We start from the raw sequence: 19,086 nt of genomic DNA on the forward strand, positions 1-19,086 counted from the left end.
CGCGCCGAAGCACGGGGCCGCTACTCGCGCCTGGCGCGGGGCATCACATCAGCTTGCATTGAGGCAGGGTGCGGGGCCGGAAACCGGGATGCCGCGTTGTTATGAAGGCGCCCGGATCACGTGCGGGCGCTGACCTTTTCGAGCTGGGCGTAGATCTTCGTCAGCTTGCCCTGGACGTCGTCGCTCTTGAACTTTTCGGGGTTTGCGACGCGCAGCGCCAGAAGCTCCTGCTTCTGCGCTTCCAGCGTCTTGCCCGTCGCCTCGATGTCGCCGGTGAGGATGGCCGTCGAGCCGTAATAGTCGGCGCCGATGGTCGCCATCATCTTGACGAATGGCAGGCTGTCCTGCAGGCGCGAGCCGTCCATGAGGCGCAGGCTCATCATCTCGCCGAAACCGTCCTGGCCGAGATGCGCCTTCATCAGCTCCTGTGCCGCGCCGATCTGGCCGTCATAGTCGCCGCCCCATTCGGCGCGAAGGGTCTTCTGCGTTTCGCCGGCGACCCTGGCGAGCTGGGCATTGAGGTCCTGGGCCTGGGCGGCGGCGAAATCCTGATACCAGTCGAGTGCGGCGGCTGCCATCTTCGGCGGGACGTTGCGTTCATGCATCGCCGCCTTGAAGTCGGACAGGATCGCCTTGTCGGCGTCGGTGACCTCGAAGCCGTCGCGGAACGCGCCCGGATACTCAGTTGCGTCTTGCGGGATGCCGTTGGCCTCGCGATAGGCCATGACCTCTTCTGATGTCGAAGCGTCGGTCAGCTCGATTTGCCGGCCGCCGTTCTTGGCGTTTTTGTAGCCCTCGCGGAACGCCTTCGAAATCTCGTCGGTCGACCTGTAGCGCTCGAGCTGCTTCATCATGGCGGCGTCGCCGCCGGCGAGCTGTTCGCGCAGCGACTGAAGCGCCGCGTCCGGAGCAGCGCCCGGGGCCGGAGCCTGGGCCGACGCGGGTGTTGCCGCCGGATCAGGGTTTGGCGCGACAGGCGTTGCGCTCGTCGGCTGGTTTGCCGCTGCGGTGGTCATGGGCTGGTCGGTCATTGCTCTCACCTGTCAAAATGGAAAGGGAATGGGTGATCAGCTTCCTGATCTGGAAGCCGACATGCTGCTTTCCGGCGGCAAAAGAGCTGTCGCGCTCGCCGCCATGCTCGGCCGGCATCCAGGCCGGCTGGTGCAGGCCGCAAATGTGCAGGATCGCACCGAGTGCGCGCTTTTGCTGGTCCTCATTGGCGATGCCGGCGGCGAGCGCCTGCAGTGCTGCGCAATCGGCCTTGCGGATTTCCAGGTCGTTGCGCGGCATCTCATTGTCGGGGCGAACAGTGAGAGGATGCCAGGGGCGATAATGTTTGTGGGTCATTGTCCAAGTGCAGCCCGGATCGACTGCGCTGCGTCCCCGACCTGGGTGGCGACCGCAGCACCATCGCCGACCTGCTGCATCTGCTGCTGCTCGGCCATGGCCTGCTGCGCCTGCTGGCGGTTGGCCGCCGCCTGCTCGGCGTCGATCAGCCAGTCGGCGCGGCCGCCGGGCACCGCAGCAAAGGCGTCGCGGAACATGGTGCGGGCGTCGACCTCGCCGGCAAGCGACGGATCGAGCGCCACACCCGCCTGCAACACGCCGGCACTTTCCTGGAAGGCGTTCAGCACCTGGCGGTCACGGGCTTCCTTCAGCACATTGTTGAACTCGTACTGAATGGTCTGGCCAAGCAGGATGTCGGGCATGTCCAAGGGAACGCCGTTGCGGTCGACCGGGCCATAGCCGCCGGCCCGCATCACCTTTTCGGTGGTCAGGTCGAGTACCGCACCTGTCCATTCATGCTCGATGGGGCCGAACAGCGGCATGGCGTTGCGGATCCATTCCTGGACGCGCTGCGCCGCCTCATAGGCCGTCATGGTCTTGTCGGCCTGCGCGATCGGCTGGAGCTTGCTCAGGAAGAACGCATCGCCGAGCTGGTTGCGCTGGTCGTTGATCAGATCGATGCCCAGGCCGACATTCTTGCCGAGGTCGAGCACGCGCAGTGCAGCGCCCAGGCGTTCGTCATATTCGCTGTCGATGAAGGTCACGCCATTGGCGCCGAGGTCGATGGGCGACAGGACGGCGTCCTGCGTGGCGATCAGCGGCGGGTCGACCTGCTTTTCGCCGGCCTCGATGATCGTCATCTTCATGCGCTGCAACATGCGGCTTTCGGTCAGCCCGATCGAGGCTGCCGTCGAAACCGCATAAAACTTGCCCGACAAGAGCCACCAGCGCGGCACCACGTAGTCGAAAGTGAAGGCCGGCAGCTCCTGGAGAATGGTGCCGTCTTCGCTGACATAGACGTCAGCCCATCTGGCGCCCCTGGGGAATTTGCGGTGCGGCTCGTAAAGTTCCAGCGGAATGAAGATGTGGCGGACCTTGAAGGTCGTCTTGAGGTCCTTGTCGCGCAGCGCGTTCTTCACCGCCTGGGGAAGTTTCGCCTCGCCAAAAAGGTGGGCCATGGCCGCGGCCGTCATGTCGCATTTGCGGTGGACATGGTTGACCTGGCCGTCGGGCCCCTCCTGCCCGGCCATGTGCTTGGGGTGATGGCAGCGGTAGAGCAGGTTGTCGCGGTTTTTGTTGTAGCTGACCTGCAGCCAGCCCATGCCGAAGGTGGCGAAGTCATGTTCGACCTGCTGGGCGGCGCGGCGAAAGCCGCTGTCGCGCGAGTTCAGGATGGCGCTGTTGACGTCGGTCATGAATTCGAGGAACGACGCCGCCGCGCGATCGCGCCCGACGCTCTTGTTGGACGCCGCCGCCTTGAACCACTGGCGGCCGTCGGGCCGCACCATCGAGCCGATCTGGTCGCCAAGCTCGCGCCGCATCAAGACAGGCGTGGCGTCGGTCAGATGCGCGGCAAACTCCTGGCCCAGCACGATATCGGTCGTGAAATCGGCCCGCTCGGGATACAGGAACTCGGCGATTTCCTGGTACAGGCTGTCGAGCGAGCCCTTCGCGGCGAAAAGGCGCGCATCGATCTCCATCAGGTCGCGGCCTGCCTGATCGCTCATCAGACAGCCCCGAGCGTTCCGCGCGAGAACTCGCGTCCGATGGTGCCGGGCACGGGCGCCAGGCGGTCTGTGGCGGCACTGCTCTTGGCCGCCGGCGCCAGCGAGCGCGTCCGGCTGCGCTGGCGCTTGGCCAACGGGTCCTCTGGGTCCGGCATCGTCGCCGGCGGCTCCGGCTCGGGATAGGACTGCTTCTTGCTTCCGAAAAGTCCGCTCATGGGCGTTTTCCTCGCAGTTTGGCCTTCAGGGTACTGTTCGATGTCACCGACTGGAGCCGCATCCTCGATTGCTCCCGCCGCTCCTGCGCTGCCTTGGGGCGCTTGAGACCGCTGAGGCCTGATGCCGACAGCATGATCGTGGTGTCGCCCTTGTCGGGCGAGCGGCCGAGCTGTTCGCGCATCAGCTCCTTGGGCAGGACGAGAATTTGCTCAGCACCGCCGCCGGAGCGGATTTCGAAGCGGAAGGCGGCCAGGTCGGCCTCGAGCTCGGGATCGGGCGGCAGCGCGATCCGCGAGCCATAGGCCGGATCGAGCTGTTCGCGGAACTGCCACACGGCCTGCGCCCTGAGATTGGCGAAGCCGTAAAGCCCCTCGCGCGTCGACGAGACCGAGCCATTGCCGCCCTTGAAGCCGAAACAGTCGATGTCGGCATGGGCAAGCTGGGTCAGCGTGTCGCCGCCATACCCGCCGCCGGCATCGACGACGACGCGGCAGCGGTCGCGCATGTGCTTGATGATGAGGCCGGCGACCGTCGGCCCGTCGGGTGTGTCCTTGCCGGGATAGCTGGCGAAGCGCGAATACCACCAGTCGCGCCGGCTCTGGATCTGCGTCTTGTCGGGTCCGCCCTGGGCGATGTCGGCGGCGACCGCCGTCATCGGCATGTCGGGCGGGTTGTCGGTCCAGCGTGCCTGCGCCTGCCTGATCCAGTCGGTCGGGATGACTTGCCAGGGATCGTCCTTGCCGTCGGGCTCGAACGAGCCGTAGCGCAGGCGCTCGCGGATGTCGTCGGGCAGGCCTTCGAGCTGCGCGGCGTAGCCGGTCGCCATCAGGTCGGGATTGTCCTCGAGATGCGAGCGGATGAAGGTTCGGGACCTGGGGCGTTCACCCTTGGGCCCGACATAATCGGCCTCGACTTCGCGGTCCTCGCCGCCGATGGTCGTGAACCATCTCAGTTCGCCTGACGCGGCCGGGTTTGGATGGCTCCTGTCGAGCCATGGCGCCCAGTATCTGACGACCCACATGCCCTCGGCCGAGGTCGGCGGGTTACCGGTGGCAACGACACGGCAGCGCCGTCCCTGCGCATCGCGCAGCCAGCCGATAATGTAGCGATACTGGCTCTCGGTGAACTGGGTGATCTCGTCGAAGGCCTTCAGCCGGTGGGCGCGGCCCTGGTATTTTTCCTTGTCGGCCTCATGCGGCACGCCGCCGAGCTCGATCTTGCCGCCATTGGCCAGGCGCCAGACATGCGACTGGCTGTTGTAGCCGTCGCGGCCGCCGAGCATCCGGGTAAGCTCGTCCTCGATGCCCTTGAGCTGGGTCGCCTGCCGGCGCAGGATCAGCGCCGGCTGGTATTCCTCGAGCGCCAGGCCGCAGATCAGCGTCGTCTTGCCGCCGCCGGCCGCACCGCCATAGAAGGTTTCATCGGCCTTGGAGAGCCAGGCCTCGGTCTGCGGCCCGGGATTGGGGATCATGTAGCGGCCGGCCGACGCCTTCACCGCCTCGTCGATCACTTCCTGGCGCGCCTGCTGGGGCAGCGCGTCGAGGGCGGCCAGCACCTCACTGAGCTGCACTGTTCAGTCCCTGCGCCAGGAGGAAGGCGACGCGGCGGGCAATGTCGTTCTTGGACAGCTCGTCCATGGGAGCTGCGAGGCCAGCACCATCCTTGCCCGTCACCTCCGCCTTGTCGGCAAGGCCGAGCTCGCGGGCGATGATGCTGGTGTTCAATAGATCGGCCGCCGCACCTTCGAATTTCTGCGTCCGGATGATCGCCTCGACGCGCGCGGTGACGTCGTCGAAGCCGTCACGCTCGCCGTAATTGTCCCATGTCCTGCGGGCGATGCCGAGGAAGATGCAGAGACCCGAAATGGTCATCGCCCGCATCCTTTCGATCATCTCGACCTTGACCTCGCCCTGATAGGCAAAGGGCCTGGCTTCATGGAGCGGGTTCGCCTCGACCCATTCGAAATATTCGGTGCATGCCTGCCAAAGTTCGTCGGAGTTGGCGAAGATCGGGGCACGGCCATGAGAGCTGCGCACCTTCCAGAACTGGTTACCTGATGGTGCGGGCATGGGGGGACCTTTCGGGGCGGTGGATCGGGGACGGCCATCCCGTGGTGGATACTGCCGGGATGCCCCTATGCGGTTGTACTTCGCCTATTGCCGTGGCGAGCCAGCTTTGCTTTGTTGCGCTGGATTTTTCTTGTTGTTCAGAGGACGAACATTTTTCAAATGGATATGTCGAAGGTCGTTGCCATCGGTCTGAGTGCGCTTTTGTTTGGCGCGATATTCTGGTTCATCGGCAGATTGAACCAACGCAAAGCATCGCAGATGATCGAGGTCGGTGTGGCCAACACTGAAGCCGTTCGAGAAAACACCGCTGCCGTGCGTGAGCTCATCGCGAAGCTTGATCGCCTAAAGGGCCTTTGATTCCGAAATGAATTCATGTGAGGCAGGTCCAAAGCTGATTTGGCGTGCTCCCAGCGTATCGTTGGCTGGGCTGCGTTCAGGGCGATGAAGCGCTGCTGCTTGGGGGGCGATCTATGGCTGACGAGACTTCAAGTTTGACGGCCGAGCAGATCAGGCTCGACAGAATGCTCACGCGTGGCGTCGTGTATTCGATTATCTGGCTCGCCGGTCTCGGATCCTGCTATGCCCTTTACCAGGGCATCATGGCGCGCCGGATGCTCAGGGCAAATCCAGCGCTCGAAGGACAGGGCCGCGCCTGGTGGTGCATCATCGCCGGCGGGATCGGGGCCCTGACCCTGTTTGCAATTCTCGCCATCGGCATTTTCAACGCGGCGATACGACCCTGAGGGTCGACGCTGCGCCCTCGCCCCACACCGGCGGCGCATGTGCGTCGTCACCGAACGGTAGCGTGTTGTCGATGAAGTGGCTAAGGCGCGCCCTTCGATCTGCACTGCCAGAAACGTAAAAAGGGCCGCTGAAGCAGCCCTCAATCGACGCAATGCGCCATCGTGGTTCCTGTATGCCGCATCGGGTTCTTCTTGCTTTGGTACTTTGATTACCCGTTGGCGCAGCTTCTTCCCCCGCACCTGCGTTACCAGGGGTGATGCAGGCTACCCTCCCGGCTGGCCGCTCGCGCCCGAGGAATGACCCAGGTTGCCAGAGACGCGGGCGTAACCCGAAGCTCTGTACAAGGCGCTCAGTCCTACCGGCGATCCTAGACTGTCGACCTTCCTAGGCGTGATGAAAGCGCTCAACATGGAGGTGACAGCGAAGCCGGTTGAGGACGCGCTGGCCGAGTGATCAGATACGGGCTGCCTTTTCAATTCCCCTCGTGCGAAGGAGACGCAGCATGCAATGGGCAATTGTCGTTACAGGGGCATTGTCGGCTGCCTGTTGGTTCGGCTCGGCCGTAGTTACGCCTGATCTGACCGACTCGTACTGGGGCGGTCCTCCCCCGAGCGTGAAAAGGCGGGCCCAAATCGGCTCACTTCTCAATGGTGGGGGCGCGCTGTTCGCTTCGATCGCCATCGGCATTCAAGCCTGGCTCGCTTACAATCAAATTTGAGCAGGCTGCCGTCTAGCAACGCAGTGAGCGCCGCCAGAGCATCCAGCCGAGTTCGCTCGGGTCCGAGACCGACGCGCCAAAGACGCCCGTTGTTCGAAGCGACAAACGAAGCGAGCCCAGACTGACGCCGAACGCCGTTCTTGCTCCGCAACTGTAGTCTGCTGCGAGGAGCCGGATCTGTAGGCAAGACGGCCACAAGGAGCGTTTGTCTATGCCTCGGCCAGGCGACCACCAGCTTTTGGGGGCAGCACCCCAGATCCTGCTGCCAATCTGGAGGCTGAGCCCGACTGCCTGGATCTGTGCTGACGCCACGCCGGCCATGCTGTAGCGACGGAGGCCGAATGCAGGTGCCGCGATGGCCAGCACGACAATGGCCGGCCACGCGAGAACAAGCAGGGCAGCCGCGAACATGGCGAGGCCACCGAAGAAGAGACTTCGGAACATTCGAACCATCAGGGTTCCTTTCGGGGTTGATTGCCGGGATCACCCGCCCGGCCGGGAACTCATCTCGACATGTGCCGAGCTTGATGGGAGGATGTCTCCTCATCAGGAGGTGCGAATGGCGCGTGCTCGACGGTTCTTCATCGACCTGTTCGCCAACCTTGGCATAGCAATTGCCGTAATCATCTCCATCATCGCGGTGCCGCTGTCGGTGGCGGCCTTCTTGTTTACCGCAGCGACGGCGAGCGGCGACCCGAACGAACAACATGAGCCGATTGTCATGTTCGTCGTGATGCTGGGCGTGATAGGCATCGTCTTCACCGGATGGACAATCTTCAGAATTCGGCAAAGATCCGCCCAAGAGTAAATTGCACGAATGCCGGGCTACCCTCCCGGCTGGCCGCTGGTGCCGGATACCAAGCCGGCTTAGGCTTCTGATTACGATGCCTGGCATGCCGAGCGCGAAGTTGATGTGAGCAACATCCCAACGCTGCATGCCGCCTAGTTGGGACCGAAACCATTGCTGACTAGGTTTCCGCGATTACAACGGAGACGAGAAGCATGGATGTCTACGCTCACATAGGGTCTATCGGCGCCGAAGGGCGCAAATCGATTTGGCTGGTTGCGGTAAGGACGCCTTACGCCAACAAGGTGGCGGCACGCGTTGCCACGCGGCATGAGGCTGTCACTTATGCTTCGGAGTTCATGGCGGGCTATGCTGCCTATCCTGGAACTGCTCACACTAGGCCTATTGCCGCAGCGATACTTGTTTGATTTCCTGCATCGGGGTTTGATTGTTTTTCAAAGGGGCGAGTACCATAGTCAAATGGGCAATGATCTTGGTCGCAGTCACGCTGCTAGCGGCCGCCTGCAACCCATTCCCCGAGACTTGGGAGTGGAACCAAGAACTGACGATCGAAGTGCAAACCCCTCAAGGTCTGGCCCGCGGATCAGCGGTGACGCATGTCAGTTGGCAGGAGGCCAACTCGGTGAGCAATTATCCGACTACCTTCAGCGGCGAGGCGACGGTGGTGGAAGTCTTGCCGGGCCGATACCTGTTCGCGCTGATGGGCGAGGATACGAGATACATCGCCATGCGGACGTTCGACAAGGAGATCGGCGGCTTCAGTGTCAGCCCGTCAGGCTTTGCAGCCATGAGCCGAGCACGCGGTGTTCGCAGCGTCCCACGCAAATTTTATCCCCTGCTGGTAACTTTCACAGACATCACCGACCCGAAGACCGTTCGCAAGGTCGATCCGGACGATCTCGCCGCCAGCTTTGGCCCAGGAGTGACACTGAAAGGTATCTCTCTCGGCGTAACCGACAAAAAAGTGACCGAGGGCCGGGTCGATAGTGTGCTGGCGTGGTTGAGTTGGCCGAGGGAAAAACTGCTGGCCGCTGGCGGTGGCAGCAACCCAGTACAACTCTCCATAGATGACGGCTATTTGGCGCTTGGCCGAGGAGAATTCAGGAGAACTGAATGATGTATCGTTGCGATGGCATCGAGGCAAATTCAAAAAGTCAATGACGCCGAAAGGCTCAGTTACTGCGGCTGCTTGTCAGTTAGCGCCACGTCTGGTTACCTTTGATTGTTTTCAAACCTTGGGGCTCACCGCCCGCTTGAATAGCGCCATGAACCACGTCCTGACGTTTAAGTGCGAATACATCAACGGCGGCACAGCGTTGCTGATGCCCTGCATTGACAGTGTAGAACTGGCAGACCTCGTGGCCGCTTTCGAGCGCCAGAGCGGATACAATGATCCCGCCGGAGGATATGGCGGCATTGTGCCTTCGCATTACGAGCTTGGTCCGCTCGCCGCCTATTTTCTAGGAGAGATGGGGGCCATCGAAGGTGGTCAGCCAGGCGAGATATACGCTCTGTTTTGCCAGTGCGGGGAGGCAGGCTGCTGGCCGCTGGTTACCCATGTTCGGGCTGATAACCAGCTTGTGGTCTGGCACGATTTTTCCCAGCCTTATCGTCCGCAACGAGACTACAGCGGCTTTGGGCCGTTCACATTTGAGCGTTCGGAATATGAACGTGCAGTGGCTACCGCCTCAAGATTCAAGGACGCTAGTTAGCGTCGCTTTCCACCCACTTCGGTCATCCCACATTTATGATGTTCACGACCTAAGCCTTAGCGTTGTCCATCCTTCATCCTGATCTCCGAATGGTTTGTTAAAATTGCGCGCCTGGTTTTGCCAGTTTGACAATCCTGGCGAGCTATTCTGCAACCATGAGACGCACCCGAACCATCAGTGCACCTATCGTGGCTGCGTTGGCAGGGTCTGCGGCTGCAGGATACTACCTTGACGATATTGTCTCGCTTTCCCCTAAGGCCGTCGTCAGCAAGGCGTCGGGAAGTTGCGACATCAAGGGCAACATCAGCATAGACACTGGCGAGCGCATCTTTCACGTGCCCGGCCAGAGGCGCTATGATGAGACGATCATCAGGCCCGAGTTCGGCGAACAGTGGTTCTGCTCCGAAATCGAAGCTCGTGCCGCTGGCTGGCGCAAATCCAGATACTGAGACCGTCTCCCCGCCCGATTTACTCGGGTGCCCTTTGATCCAGAAGTTCAGGGAGGTGCCGGGGCTTGGCATCGGCGGCGCGCTGTATCCGGCCGCTCGTTATTGATATTTTGAGGTCGGTCTCTAGAACTGCGCACGGCGTCGGGAGAGTGCATGATGCGCGAAATGGATGAGATAACTGCGCTCCTCGCGCAGGCCCAACACAAGGCCGAGGCACTGCACGACAACAATCTGGCCCTCCGCATAGGGACAGCGCTGCTCCTCGCCATTGAGCGACAGCTAGAGAAGTCGCCGCCTAAGCAGCACTGATGGCCTTGTGATTGTCTCGATTGGCCGGAAGGAACTCTCTGGCGTGCCGACTGTTGATTCCGGCATCTAAGGGAGATAGTCCGATGAACAGCAAAACGGGCGTGTACTTGGCCCTTGCCGCCCTGGCTTTCGCGGTCATCGCGATGTTCACATTGGGAATAGTGGACCTGGCGCAAAGTCCCGGTCCCACCATGGAAGCTACCCAGGTAGCGGCCGGCAAATGAGAGATGCCCGGTAGCGCACAACCTTATGGCCGCCGTCCTCTCCTCATGAACATGTCGCAATCATCGAAAAGAAGGGCGAACGCTTTCCTGGATTGTCATTGCCGCTAATTGAGGAGCGATCTGTAGTCGATGGTGCTCAAGTAATTGACGGGGTGCTGTGCGATCGGACCATAGCAGGCTAGCAAATTGCACATCGCATTCTGATTGTGCCGCTGCGCATGCGTGATGGAGAGAAATACGTATCCAAAGGCGTTGCTATATTTGCAAGCCTTCATACTCTCCCTAAAAGTTCCTTGAGCACCCGTATCCTTAAATAGCACCCAGTCTACGGCCTCTTTCGCCTCATCGACATTGCATGGCCCCTCATCAATATTCCGGCCGCAGATACTCTGAAAATCCCTGATTGCATCGTTGCCGCACTTGACTTGAGCATAGGCGGGCTGCGCTACGACCAAGATCGAAACTAGTGCTAATAGCTTTCCCATCCTGCCGTCCCTCCCTGCCGATGGTCATCTCCTGAAGCAACCAGATCAGATATTTTTCCAACGCACAACGACTACTCGTCTCGCTTCTTGACGGGCTGCATGGTGCTTGAGGATTGCGAGGCTGGCAGTTTAGACTTGATCCACAGAGGCGGAGCGGGCCGGCGCGACCCAGGCAGCATGGAGATGGCGCTTGGACTTTATGAAACTGCTGAAGTCGCTTGAGGAACTTCTCTATGAGTTGGTGTCCTGGTTGGTGTTTTACCCCATAACGATGTGGCGCTGTGTTGCTGCGCCGCTGACGATGATGCGCTACGCGGACACCGAGCTCGCCGATCGGCCCGAAGACCAATACGACGATACTCTTAGCCCTCCTCTATTTCTCCTGATCACCTTGCTACTGTCTCAGGGGGTGTCCGGTGCATTGCCGTCTGTTTACGATCCCGGAATTGGATCCAAGGAACTCGGATCAGTTTCCAACCTGCTGATCGCGCGTGGCATGATTTTTGGGATCTATCCCCTGTGCATGGCTGTCGCGCTGTTGCGCTGGAAGAAGGTCAGAATTACGCGGCATACGCTTCGCTCGCCGTTCTTCGGCCAGTGTTATGTCGCCGCCCCGTTCGTCTTCATGCTCGTGCTTGGTCTCGATTTCGTATCGATGCCTCATCAACAGGGCCTGCTGTTTGGCTTAGTAACAATGGCCTCTGCCACAGTCTGGTATGCGCAGGCGCAAGTCCGCTGGTTCAAGCAGAATCTGGAAATCGGAAACCTAAGAGCAATCGGTGCTTTTGGTGCTGCGTTCCTCTTGGCGACATTGGCAGCGCTGGTGTTAGCGTTTGCGATCGGTCTTGAAGCCAAAAGCATCAATCCCAATGGCGTATGAGCCGAGGTGGCTTGCCTTTCCACTCCGCCGGCGTGCTCCGAAAATCTGTTGACCGCGCCACTGTCGGGAGCGCGACCGCCGATCACGTTTTCGGAACCGATTCAGTTGGCGCGGGTTGGTCCTCACCAACTGAGGAGGTATCGAGATGATTTTTCGAAGCACTCTTGCAGCTACTATCTTGCTCGCAGGTACAGCATTTGCAGCCGCTCAGACGGTCGTTGTGACCCCAGAGCAAGAAGTTGTGGTCCGCGAATACGTGAAGGCCAACCCAGTGGTCGTCGAACGTCCGTCCAACTTCGAACTGGTCGTGGGGGCTATCATTCCTGACATCCTCAAGCCAGGCGCCTTGGCCGATAACATGCTGCCACACCAGTACCAGTATGTGGAGATGGACGGCCGCACGGTCCTGATTGACCCGCAGACGCGCAAGGTCGTCTACATCATGAACTAGCCGCAGGATCTCGGCGAGATGAGGCATCGCCCGTCTCGCCGACATCTTCCATCGTACATTTGGATTGAAGAGACAGGATTCACATGCCGTACAACAATCAGGAGATCCGAGCTCGTAAACCGGCGCGAAACTACCGCGACCCGAACGACAAGGAAAAACGCACTGAACAATCCTTGGTCGAGAAGGCAGGAAAGCACCCGCCAGGTCGCCCGAAAAACAAACCCGGCGGCAGCGAGCAGCCGGGATACCGCATGAAGCGAGCGCCCTTCTGGCAGTCTTGACTACCATCGCCCCACCCGAGCTGGCGGCTGAAACCATTGCGGCGGTATTTCCTCCTTCAAAAGGAGATGCCCGCATGACTCTTGAAGCCGCAGCCTACTTTGCAGGGATCGTTAGCGCCGTATTTACGGTTGCAATGGCTGGCCGGATGTTTGGCATCTGGTGACTTTCACATCCACTGCCGACTTTTCCGCCCCCACTTACATAACCTGACACCGGGCTACCCTCCCGGCTCGCCGCTGGCCATGGCCCGAAGCCATGACGGAGAGATCGATGCCAAGAGGCCTTTACCGCGACGGCGCCGATCAAGTGATGGTGCTCTACGACCACAACTCCATGCTCATGGTCAATGAGGACTACGTGGCCCGGGGTTACCTGCCTGATATCGACAAGCTGCCGACGCACGCGCAATGGGTCGCATGGCATCAGGCCAACGGGAGCGAAAGCCAGACACACGCCGAATGGCTCGAGTGGCGGAGCAGGAGCGCCCCCCTTTAACGCCCTGCCCTGCCCTGTTCGACACTCTGCCTGTCAGGCCTTCGTCAGCCTTGAGCCGCACCCTCTCCTGCCTGATCCGGCGCATCGTCGTCGCCAAATCCGGCAGCGCACCGAAGATCCGTTTGAGCTGATCGGGCTCATCACAACTCAGTTTCGTCAGGTCGACCATATCGGGATTAGACCGCCATGGTGCCCTTGGATCGCCCGCCCGTCTTCTTGCCGACGACCATCTGCTCTGTTCTACTTTCGGTCTGTTTTAGATGGGAGGGAATGCGATGACAGATCATCCGAAACGCATGATCCTTGAATTCCTGAGAAACCACACCTTGGCGGTCATTGCGACAAGCCATCGCAATGGAACGCCGGAGGCGGCTACGATCGATTTCACGGTGCGCGACAATTTTGAGATCGTGTTCAGCGCTTTCAAGGAGACGCGAAAGTTCGGCAATCTTGCGGAGCGTCCGGGCGTCGCGTTCGTAGTCGGATGGGACGACAATATCACGGTTCAATACGAGGGTGAGGCAACAAGGGTTCCTGCCGCGGATATCGAACAATACCAGGAGATTTTCCTCAACAGCGTTCCGGCCGACAGGGTGTTCATCGAGAGAGGAGCAGTGATGTTCAAAGCAACGCCGCGGTGGATTCGATATTCCGATTTCAACAAGGAGCCTCCCGAGTTGATCGAGATTCAATTCTGACAGACGCAACGGGCTCGGAGCGAGGCCGGCGCCGTAGGCAACCGACCCTTCAAGCCTTGTTGTTGTCGGCATGGGTATGCATCGCCTTCAGCATGACCTCCAGAGGCGACAGACCTTCGGCGGAAGCCTTGTCCGCGATTGCCCGCGTTCGCTTTGTAGCGGCCCCTGGCTTGCGGCCAGCGCCCGTTCTCTTGCCACCACGCGCCACGTTTGATTACCTTTGATTGTTTTCAAAGTAGGCAGGGTAAGATGCCATTGGTGCTTACCTGCGCTAGGTTTGCCTGGAAGGTGGCCTGCTATGAATCTCAATGACGACAATGAGCAGTTGGTCGAAACAATCTTCCGCAACGGCACGTTGACGGTTGTCGGTATCGTGCTCTCGTTTTCGCTTGGGTTCCTGACCCAATGGGCGAATAACCCGCTGCCGTGGAACTTGATCGATGCACCATCAGTCTTGCTTCTGTGCGCCGGCATCATCTGGCAAATCGCCGCTCTGGTTGGGCTGCTAGATCAGGCTGCTCTCAAAAAGAACGTCTTCGAAAAGGCCAATCGAAGGTTTGTAATCGGGGTGATCCTGACCACCGGCGGTGTGTTCTCCGCCATCGTGATTGATCTTGCTAAACTGCTGCTCTCGCCTGGGGCATGACGCACTTCGCAGGGCTGATCCGAAAAGGTGAGCGCCTGTCTCCTGATACTTGCGAGGCGGCGAAATCGTCGACCATGTAGCCTACAGCAGCTGATCTCTAAGCTGCCTTGCGGCCTCTCGCTGTGCCCGGCGCGTATCGCAGCCTGGGTTGCATTCAGATCGACGAGGTATTCGGCGACGAAGCGCTGCCAGTTGTCAGTTAGCGACATTGCTTCCTGCCGGTCGTAGTCGACAGACCTCACCAGCAGCATTGTATCAAGTGACGTTCCGTGGACGCTTCGACGAGGGCGGCGCAGTTCTCTTTGCAGGCAACGGCATCATTGCAGGGATGGATGTTGGCGAAGTCAAATATGACGGCACGTACACCACTGGGTCCAACGGGGGCCTGGCCGGCACCGTCAATCTCAAGGCAACAAAAACCACTCAGCTGGCCGAGGCAGCAATGCGCCGCTATCCCGAGGCCTTCGCCATCAAGTCTCCTTGGCGCAGCGCCGGCGGTTTCGGTGGATAGTGCCACCGGCGTCATTCCGCAGCCTTTGCCATCCGGGCGCCATGGACCTCCGGCGGTGGGTTCGGTGGCAACGAGCGTTGCCACCAGGTGTCCCAACACCCCGCCCTTTCCCATGCCTTGAAGTCGTTCCGCAGCCGCCGCCAGGCTTCCGCGATACACGCGCAGTTTCATCGCGTCGGGGGAAAGCGTCATGCAACCACCCCTTGCCGAATGCGTTGGTGGGCATGGAAATCGTTCCGTCGATACTGATCAAACGCCCGGGCGTCTCATTTCAGGAGATTCGCACTGTGCCCGAAGCTGTTGAATTCCTTGAGGAATGGCCGCTTAACGCGCGCAGCCCGTTCTGGTATCTGGCCGACAACGCCATGCAGGCGGCCATCAACGGCTCCATTTCGGTGGACGAGGCGCGCGACACGTTCCAGACCTTTTGCGACGAGGCTGGAATTCTGCGGAAGCAGCCCTTCCAAGCTTGATGACGAGGCATCGACGCGCCATGTGCTCAGGTGCCCGCCACGCATAGAGGCGGACTTCGCTTGCTCAAGAAGCCGTCCAAGAAACCGGAGGAAGTGATGTCGAACAAGACTTTTGCCCACACAGTCCTGGTCAAGGACGAAGCCCACATCATCCGCGAGATCGACTGCGTCGAAACTGCCATCGAGTTTCTGGACCGTTGGCCGCACGGCAGACGCGGGCCGATCTTCGGTGCGGCCCACCGTGCCTGCCTGTTCGCCCGCGAAGGCCGCGTACCTGTCGATGTCGCAAGCAATGCGTTTGCGAGCTTCGCGCGCTCGGCCAATATCCTCCAGCACCAGTCGATGTCGATCGAGCCGTGGATGGTCGCGCCGAAGGGCAAAGGCAGCTTGCCGGTTTGAAAGCTGCTTCATTCCGCCGCCTCCAGCCATTCGGCCCGACGCATGTCGATGAACAGATCGCCCAATTCCAAACCGCCCTGCCGGCACGCCTTGGCGAACACCGCCACGTGTCGCACCAACACGACGTCAGGCAACTGAAGCAGCACGCCGGCACGCGCCTCGTCGCTCTCGGCGTCGTGCATCTGGCGGATGATCGGCAGCATGGCGTTGGCATCTTCGCTCATCGCCCCCCGAAAGAGGGAGACGCCAGGGCTTGGCAGCTCCTGGAACTGCCATGCTCCGCATCGGCCGTCCCCCTTCCATAGCCCCCCGGAATCGGCCGACCTCGCCGGTCAGAAGCCCATGGTGAAACCGACGGTGCCCTTGAGGCTGTGGCTGCCCTCAAAGCTGGTGGCGGCAAGCGCTTCGCCATGCAGGGCATATTTGCCGCCGGCCCAGCCATAGCTGCCGCCGAAGCCAAGCTCGGCACCGAGGCGCTGCGGCCTGAGCGCCACGTCGACGCCCGACACCGCCACCGCCGTGCCGTCGACAAACGCGTAGGTCAGATTGCCGACGCCGTAGACATGTTTGCCGGCGCCGAGTTCGTAATCGGCGGCGATGCCGAGCCGGCCCTTCAGGCTGTCGCCGTCCTTCAGCGAGACGACAGCGCCGAAGCGGTCGGTGAAGCTGTCGAAGTCGACGGACGACCAGGCAAGCTGCGCCTGCGGCGTCAGCGACCAGCCGTCACCAAGCGCGATTTTCCGGCCGGCCTCAAGGCTGAGCGAATAGCCGCTGCCGTGAATGCCGTCGCCGACCCTGCCGATGCCGGCGGCATCCAGGTCGCTGCGCAAGGTGGCGATCTGCGCCTGGCCGTCGACATAGAATCCGCTCTCGCCATACCAGCTCAGCGTCGCGCCGAAACCATAGCTGGTCGTGGCGTTGGCCCCCTCGCCGAGGCCCGAGAAGATGTCGGCGCTGGCGCGGCCATATTGCGCGGTCAGCCCGCCTATCCACATGCCCTGGGCATTGCTTGCCAGTTGGCCGTCGAGGCCAGCCTGCAGCAGCAAGCCATTGGTGTCGAAGCCGGCGTCGCCGCTGGTCGCCCCGCCTGATTTGACGCGGCCATGCGCGCCCTCAATGCGCGCCCAGATGGCGCTTGGAGCGGCATTGCCCGGCGCGGCGCCGTCCAGCTCTGTCCAGTAGCGAGCGCCGACGCGCTGCTTGAGGGTGGGCAGCTCGACCATGCCGAGCAGCACCTGCGGATAGGTCTCGTAGACAGGCAAGGTAGGCGCCAGGCCCGACGAGCGCAGATACCAGTCGCCGTCGGCGGGGTCGGCAATGCCATTCTGGTAAAGGTCGTAGCGCCAGGCGCCCGCAATGGCCGGTCCGGCAAGCGCAAAGGCGCCGGCATCGGAGATGCCATCGACCTTGATGATGCGGATGCCGTCGGCGGTGGTCGCCCCGCCGGCGCCGCCGACATCGATGACGCTGACCAGCGTGGTGCCGCTGCCGAGAATGCTGTTGCCGGTGATGACGACCAGGTCCGTCGGCGAGTTGTCGCTGCCGAGTTCGGTCGCGATCTCGAGCGCGCCGCCATTGCCGGTATAGTCGCCGGCCACCGTCAGCGTAGTGCCGGGAACGCGGCCGAGCGTCACGCGGCCGGCATTGTTCAGCGACGCGACAAGCTGATCGAAGCCGTCGAGCGCAAGCGTGCCGCCACTCAGAACCATATGCGCCGACCCGGCGCTGAAGACGTTCGCAGCCCCCGCGGCCAGCACCCCCGATGCCACGGTCGTGTCGCCGGCATAGCTGTTGACGCCGTTCAGGGTCAGCGTCCCCAGACCATCCTTGGTCAGGCCGCCCGCGCCGGTCATTTCGGGGGCGATGCCGATATCGTAGCCATTGGTATCGATGATGCCGCCGGCGCTGCCGAGGACGATCTGCCGAGCGCCATAGTTGCGGAAGAAGGTCTCGTTGTCGTCGATGGCGCGAATGATGCCGCCATCGAGGGTGACATGCGCCGTGCCGATGCCTGCCAGGATCCCGCTGGTTTCCAGAACCCCGCGGGCGCCTGGGGTGCCCAGCACATCGAGCGTGCCGCTTGCCGCCGCGTCCGACATGCCGAGAGAGACACCGCCGCGCGCAAGAACCCGGGCGCCGTCTTCGATGGTCATGGCGCCGACGCCGTAATTGCCCAGGGTGAGATTGTAGCGGGTCATCTCCCAGCTCGACCCCACCCCCGTCACCGTGACGCTGCCGTCGCCGCCGGCATTGGCGCCCACATAGCCCTGGTTGCTGGTCACGCGGGCGCCGTCCTCGATCCGCAGGACGCCCTGGGCGCCCAGGCCGACCGTAAGCTGCTCGGCCAAGGTCCACGACCCGGCCGATGTCAGCAGCGCCTCTCCATATGCGCCGATGCCGATGATCGCGTCGTTGCCCGACACAGTGGCGCCGTCCGAGATGGCGATCTGGCCCTGACCGAAATTGCCGATGTTGATCCGGCCGTTGGTCGCGACCCGGCCGCCATGGGCAACGTTCAATGTGCCGTTCCCCTCGTCGCCGATGAAAAGGTCGTTCTGCTGGGTCCAGGTCGAGGCATTGCCCTGTCCATCGACGCCCGACACGGTGACGACGCCGACGCCATCGAGGCTGGCGCCGATATAGCCGGTCTCGCTGCTGACGCGCCCGCCGGCAAGGACATCGAGCGTTCCATCGCCGCCCTGCCCGATGACGACGTTGCCAAGATTGTTCCACCATGAGCCCTGGCCGGAAACCGTCACCGAACCGGTGCTGCCGGCGTCATTTCCGACATAACCGCCGCTATCCGTCACCACCCCGCCATCGAGAATGTCGAGGGTGCCGGTGCCCTGGCCGCCGACATAGAGAAAATCCGTGTTGGTCCAGGTGGAGGCGTTGCCTGCCCCGTCGCGCCCGGTGACGATGACTGTGCCATCGCCGCCGATATCGCTGCCGACCGAGCCCTGCCTGTTGGTCAGCGTGCCGCCGTTCTGGATGGTCAAGCTGCCGGTGCCGGTGCGGCCGATCTCCAGATCCACATTGCTGTTGATGGCTGCGGGATCCGAAGGGTCGACATCGCCCCCCACGACCACCTGCTGGGCCAGCGCTGGCGCGCTGGCCAGCATCAGGGCCAAAGGCGCCACGGCCATGGGCAGGCGGCGGCAGGATGACTGGGAAATCCAAGGCGAATGGCGATGCTTTGGCATAAAAAACCGCAGATGATTCAAATACTAAGCAAGTTCTGAGAGCTTTATGCTTAATATTTCGATAATGGCGTCCCCTCTGCGCTCGCAACCAGGCGGGATCCGCTTTCGCACTGTCACGCAAAGGAAGCATCGTGGAAGCTCTGCGACCTCGTTCCGCTTCCCGGCAGGGCCAAAATCTCGATTGCCCCAGGGTTGACTCGGCAAGGCGCGGAGATAAGTTCCGCGCAGCGAGGTAACGTCCTCCCCCACAGCGGGAAAGAATGTCCGGGAACGGCCCGGCCCACTCAAGGGTCGAGGCAT

The 19,086-nt window shown here is 61.6% G+C and carries 26 protein-coding genes and 1 pseudogene; 18 read left to right on the forward strand and 9 right to left on the reverse strand.

The genetic code is table 11. The features are described 5' to 3' along the window. Positions 1–116 precede the first annotated feature (116 nt). The 6 genes from B015_RS0116090 to B015_RS31050 are packed head-to-tail and all read right to left on the reverse strand — an operon-like array spanning position 117 to position 5,299. Entirely contained in the window at positions 117–1,031 is a 915-nt protein-coding gene (locus tag B015_RS0116090) for a hypothetical protein (protein WP_245262192.1), read from the reverse strand. Continuing rightward, complete coding sequence (locus B015_RS0116095; protein ID WP_040456271.1) at positions 958–1,347, reverse strand: hypothetical protein; 390 nt, start codon at positions 1,345–1,347, stop codon at positions 958–960. The genes B015_RS0116090 and B015_RS0116095 overlap by 74 nt, the downstream gene beginning before the upstream one ends. Then, complete coding sequence (locus B015_RS0116100) at positions 1,344–3,014, reverse strand: portal protein (protein WP_018428751.1); 1,671 nt, start codon at positions 3,012–3,014, stop codon at positions 1,344–1,346. The genes B015_RS0116095 and B015_RS0116100 overlap by 4 nt, the downstream gene beginning before the upstream one ends. Then, a complete protein-coding gene (locus B015_RS0116105; RefSeq protein ID WP_018428752.1) occupies positions 3,014–3,229 on the reverse strand; it encodes a hypothetical protein in 216 nt (71 codons plus the stop codon). Before B015_RS0116105 ends, B015_RS0116100 begins: the two co-directional genes overlap by 1 nt. Continuing rightward, entirely contained in the window at positions 3,226–4,800 is a 1,575-nt protein-coding gene (locus B015_RS0116110) for a terminase family protein (RefSeq protein WP_018428753.1), read from the reverse strand. The genes B015_RS0116105 and B015_RS0116110 overlap by 4 nt, the downstream gene beginning before the upstream one ends. Then, positions 4,787–5,299, reverse strand: coding sequence for a DNA-packaging protein (locus B015_RS31050; protein ID WP_040456274.1), 513 nt, complete (start codon positions 5,297–5,299; stop codon positions 4,787–4,789). The genes B015_RS0116110 and B015_RS31050 overlap by 14 nt, the downstream gene beginning before the upstream one ends. A 159-nt stretch (positions 5,300–5,458) precedes the next feature. Here B015_RS31050 and B015_RS0116120 point away from each other — a divergent pair, with 159 nt between their 5' ends. From B015_RS0116120 to B015_RS0116200, 15 genes are all read left to right on the forward strand, one after another. Then, positions 5,459–5,656 carry a hypothetical protein gene (locus tag B015_RS0116120; RefSeq protein WP_018428755.1) on the forward strand — a complete coding sequence of 66 codons (198 nt, stop codon included), beginning with the start codon at positions 5,459–5,461 and terminating at the stop codon, positions 5,654–5,656. A 134-nt stretch (positions 5,657–5,790) separates the two neighbouring features. Then, complete coding sequence (locus B015_RS0116125; protein WP_018428756.1) at positions 5,791–6,042, forward strand: hypothetical protein; 252 nt, start codon at positions 5,791–5,793, stop codon at positions 6,040–6,042. A 503-nt stretch (positions 6,043–6,545) separates the two neighbouring features. Next, complete coding sequence (locus B015_RS33290) at positions 6,546–6,761, forward strand: hypothetical protein (protein ID WP_157632754.1); 216 nt, start codon at positions 6,546–6,548, stop codon at positions 6,759–6,761. A gap of 559 nt (positions 6,762–7,320) precedes the next feature. Continuing rightward, positions 7,321–7,569, forward strand: coding sequence for a hypothetical protein (locus tag B015_RS0116135; protein WP_026227353.1), 249 nt, complete (start codon positions 7,321–7,323; stop codon positions 7,567–7,569). 472 nt (positions 7,570–8,041) lie between these two features. Beyond that, positions 8,042–8,686 (forward strand): hypothetical protein, encoded by a 645-nt coding sequence (locus B015_RS0116140; RefSeq protein WP_157632755.1) that lies wholly within the window; start codon positions 8,042–8,044, stop codon positions 8,684–8,686. Further along, complete coding sequence (locus B015_RS0116145) at positions 8,655–9,281, forward strand: hypothetical protein (protein ID WP_245262193.1); 627 nt, start codon at positions 8,655–8,657, stop codon at positions 9,279–9,281. Before B015_RS0116140 ends, B015_RS0116145 begins: the two co-directional genes overlap by 32 nt. A gap of 155 nt (positions 9,282–9,436) precedes the next feature. Continuing rightward, on the forward strand, positions 9,437–9,730 hold the full coding sequence (locus tag B015_RS0116150) for a hypothetical protein (RefSeq protein WP_018428761.1): 294 nt from the start codon (positions 9,437–9,439) through the stop codon (positions 9,728–9,730). A 153-nt stretch (positions 9,731–9,883) separates the two neighbouring features. Next, positions 9,884–10,039, forward strand: a complete 156-nt coding sequence (locus B015_RS33295; RefSeq protein ID WP_018428762.1) for a hypothetical protein — start codon at positions 9,884–9,886, stop codon at positions 10,037–10,039. 83 nt (positions 10,040–10,122) lie between these two features. Then, positions 10,123–10,263, forward strand: coding sequence for a hypothetical protein (locus B015_RS33300; RefSeq protein ID WP_018428763.1), 141 nt, complete (start codon positions 10,123–10,125; stop codon positions 10,261–10,263). 684 nt (positions 10,264–10,947) lie between these two features. Then, a complete protein-coding gene (locus tag B015_RS0116170) occupies positions 10,948–11,628 on the forward strand; it encodes a hypothetical protein (RefSeq protein WP_018428765.1) in 681 nt (226 codons plus the stop codon). Positions 11,629–11,869: 241 nt separating this feature from the next. Next, complete coding sequence (locus B015_RS0116175) at positions 11,870–12,079, forward strand: DUF1236 domain-containing protein (protein WP_245262200.1); 210 nt, start codon at positions 11,870–11,872, stop codon at positions 12,077–12,079. 83 nt (positions 12,080–12,162) lie between these two features. Next, a complete protein-coding gene (locus B015_RS33305) occupies positions 12,163–12,360 on the forward strand; it encodes a hypothetical protein (RefSeq protein ID WP_157632756.1) in 198 nt (65 codons plus the stop codon). A gap of 271 nt (positions 12,361–12,631) precedes the next feature. Beyond that, positions 12,632–12,856: a hypothetical protein gene (locus B015_RS0116185; RefSeq protein ID WP_157632757.1), complete on the forward strand. Its 225-nt coding sequence runs from the start codon at positions 12,632–12,634 to the stop codon at positions 12,854–12,856. A gap of 275 nt (positions 12,857–13,131) precedes the next feature. After that, positions 13,132–13,554 (forward strand): pyridoxamine 5'-phosphate oxidase family protein, encoded by a 423-nt coding sequence (locus B015_RS0116190; RefSeq protein WP_026227356.1) that lies wholly within the window; start codon positions 13,132–13,134, stop codon positions 13,552–13,554. A 298-nt stretch (positions 13,555–13,852) separates the two neighbouring features. Further along, positions 13,853–14,200 (forward strand): hypothetical protein, encoded by a 348-nt coding sequence (locus B015_RS0116200; protein WP_018428771.1) that lies wholly within the window; start codon positions 13,853–13,855, stop codon positions 14,198–14,200. A 125-nt stretch (positions 14,201–14,325) separates the two neighbouring features. Here B015_RS0116200 and B015_RS33855 read toward each other — a convergent pair. After that, positions 14,326–14,451: pseudogene (locus tag B015_RS33855) on the reverse strand (terminase small subunit); the annotation flags it as partial. An 8-nt stretch (positions 14,452–14,459) separates the two neighbouring features. Here B015_RS33855 and B015_RS0116205 point away from each other — a divergent pair. From B015_RS0116205 to B015_RS0116215, 3 genes are all read left to right on the forward strand, one after another. Next, on the forward strand, positions 14,460–14,711 hold the full coding sequence (locus tag B015_RS0116205; RefSeq protein WP_018428772.1) for a hypothetical protein: 252 nt from the start codon (positions 14,460–14,462) through the stop codon (positions 14,709–14,711). Between the two features lie 224 nt (positions 14,712–14,935). After that, entirely contained in the window at positions 14,936–15,184 is a 249-nt protein-coding gene (locus B015_RS33310; RefSeq protein WP_018428773.1) for a DUF982 domain-containing protein, read from the forward strand. Positions 15,185–15,280: 96 nt separating this feature from the next. After that, positions 15,281–15,583, forward strand: coding sequence for a DUF982 domain-containing protein (locus B015_RS0116215; protein WP_026227357.1), 303 nt, complete (start codon positions 15,281–15,283; stop codon positions 15,581–15,583). An 8-nt stretch (positions 15,584–15,591) separates the two neighbouring features. Here B015_RS0116215 and B015_RS0116220 read toward each other — a convergent pair whose 3' ends face one another. Both B015_RS0116220 and B015_RS0116225 read right to left on the reverse strand, forming a co-directional pair. Next, positions 15,592–15,786 (reverse strand): hypothetical protein, encoded by a 195-nt coding sequence (locus B015_RS0116220; protein WP_157632758.1) that lies wholly within the window; start codon positions 15,784–15,786, stop codon positions 15,592–15,594. A gap of 129 nt (positions 15,787–15,915) precedes the next feature. Beyond that, complete coding sequence (locus B015_RS0116225) at positions 15,916–18,729, reverse strand: autotransporter outer membrane beta-barrel domain-containing protein (RefSeq protein WP_018428776.1); 2,814 nt, start codon at positions 18,727–18,729, stop codon at positions 15,916–15,918. Positions 18,730–19,086 lie beyond the last annotated feature (357 nt).

This window comes from Hoeflea sp. 108, from assembly GCF_000372965.1.
Classification (GTDB): Bacteria; Pseudomonadota; Alphaproteobacteria; order Rhizobiales; family Rhizobiaceae; genus Aminobacter.

Coding starts and splice junctions, on each gene's coding strand:
- B015_RS33300 (WP_018428763.1), top strand. CDS start 10,123: ATGAACAGCAAAACGGGCGTGTACTTGGCCCTTGCCGCCCTGGCTTTC.
- B015_RS33310 (WP_018428773.1), top strand. CDS start 14,936: ATGGAAATCGTTCCGTCGATACTGATCAAACGCCCGGGCGTCTCATTT.
- B015_RS0116220 (WP_157632758.1), bottom strand. CDS start 15,786: ATGCTGCCGATCATCCGCCAGATGCACGACGCCGAGAGCGACGAGGCG.
- B015_RS0116170 (WP_018428765.1), top strand. CDS start 10,948: ATGAAACTGCTGAAGTCGCTTGAGGAACTTCTCTATGAGTTGGTGTCC.
- B015_RS33305 (WP_157632756.1), top strand. CDS start 12,163: ATGCCGTACAACAATCAGGAGATCCGAGCTCGTAAACCGGCGCGAAAC.
- B015_RS0116100 (WP_018428751.1), bottom strand. CDS start 3,014: ATGAGCGATCAGGCAGGCCGCGACCTGATGGAGATCGATGCGCGCCTT.
- B015_RS31050 (WP_040456274.1), bottom strand. CDS start 5,299: ATGCCCGCACCATCAGGTAACCAGTTCTGGAAGGTGCGCAGCTCTCAT.
- B015_RS33295 (WP_018428762.1), top strand. CDS start 9,884: ATGATGCGCGAAATGGATGAGATAACTGCGCTCCTCGCGCAGGCCCAA.
- B015_RS0116185 (WP_157632757.1), top strand. CDS start 12,632: ATGCCAAGAGGCCTTTACCGCGACGGCGCCGATCAAGTGATGGTGCTC.
- B015_RS0116150 (WP_018428761.1), top strand. CDS start 9,437: ATGAGACGCACCCGAACCATCAGTGCACCTATCGTGGCTGCGTTGGCA.
- B015_RS0116095 (WP_040456271.1), bottom strand. CDS start 1,347: ATGACCCACAAACATTATCGCCCCTGGCATCCTCTCACTGTTCGCCCC.
- B015_RS0116225 (WP_018428776.1), bottom strand. CDS start 18,729: ATGGCCGTGGCGCCTTTGGCCCTGATGCTGGCCAGCGCGCCAGCGCTG.
- B015_RS0116090 (WP_245262192.1), bottom strand. CDS start 1,031: ATGACCGACCAGCCCATGACCACCGCAGCGGCAAACCAGCCGACGAGC.
- B015_RS0116120 (WP_018428755.1), top strand. CDS start 5,459: ATGGATATGTCGAAGGTCGTTGCCATCGGTCTGAGTGCGCTTTTGTTT.
- B015_RS0116215 (WP_026227357.1), top strand. CDS start 15,281: ATGTCGAACAAGACTTTTGCCCACACAGTCCTGGTCAAGGACGAAGCC.
- B015_RS0116105 (WP_018428752.1), bottom strand. CDS start 3,229: ATGAGCGGACTTTTCGGAAGCAAGAAGCAGTCCTATCCCGAGCCGGAG.
- B015_RS33290 (WP_157632754.1), top strand. CDS start 6,546: ATGCAATGGGCAATTGTCGTTACAGGGGCATTGTCGGCTGCCTGTTGG.
- B015_RS0116200 (WP_018428771.1), top strand. CDS start 13,853: ATGAATCTCAATGACGACAATGAGCAGTTGGTCGAAACAATCTTCCGC.
- B015_RS0116135 (WP_026227353.1), top strand. CDS start 7,321: ATGGCGCGTGCTCGACGGTTCTTCATCGACCTGTTCGCCAACCTTGGC.
- B015_RS0116190 (WP_026227356.1), top strand. CDS start 13,132: ATGACAGATCATCCGAAACGCATGATCCTTGAATTCCTGAGAAACCAC.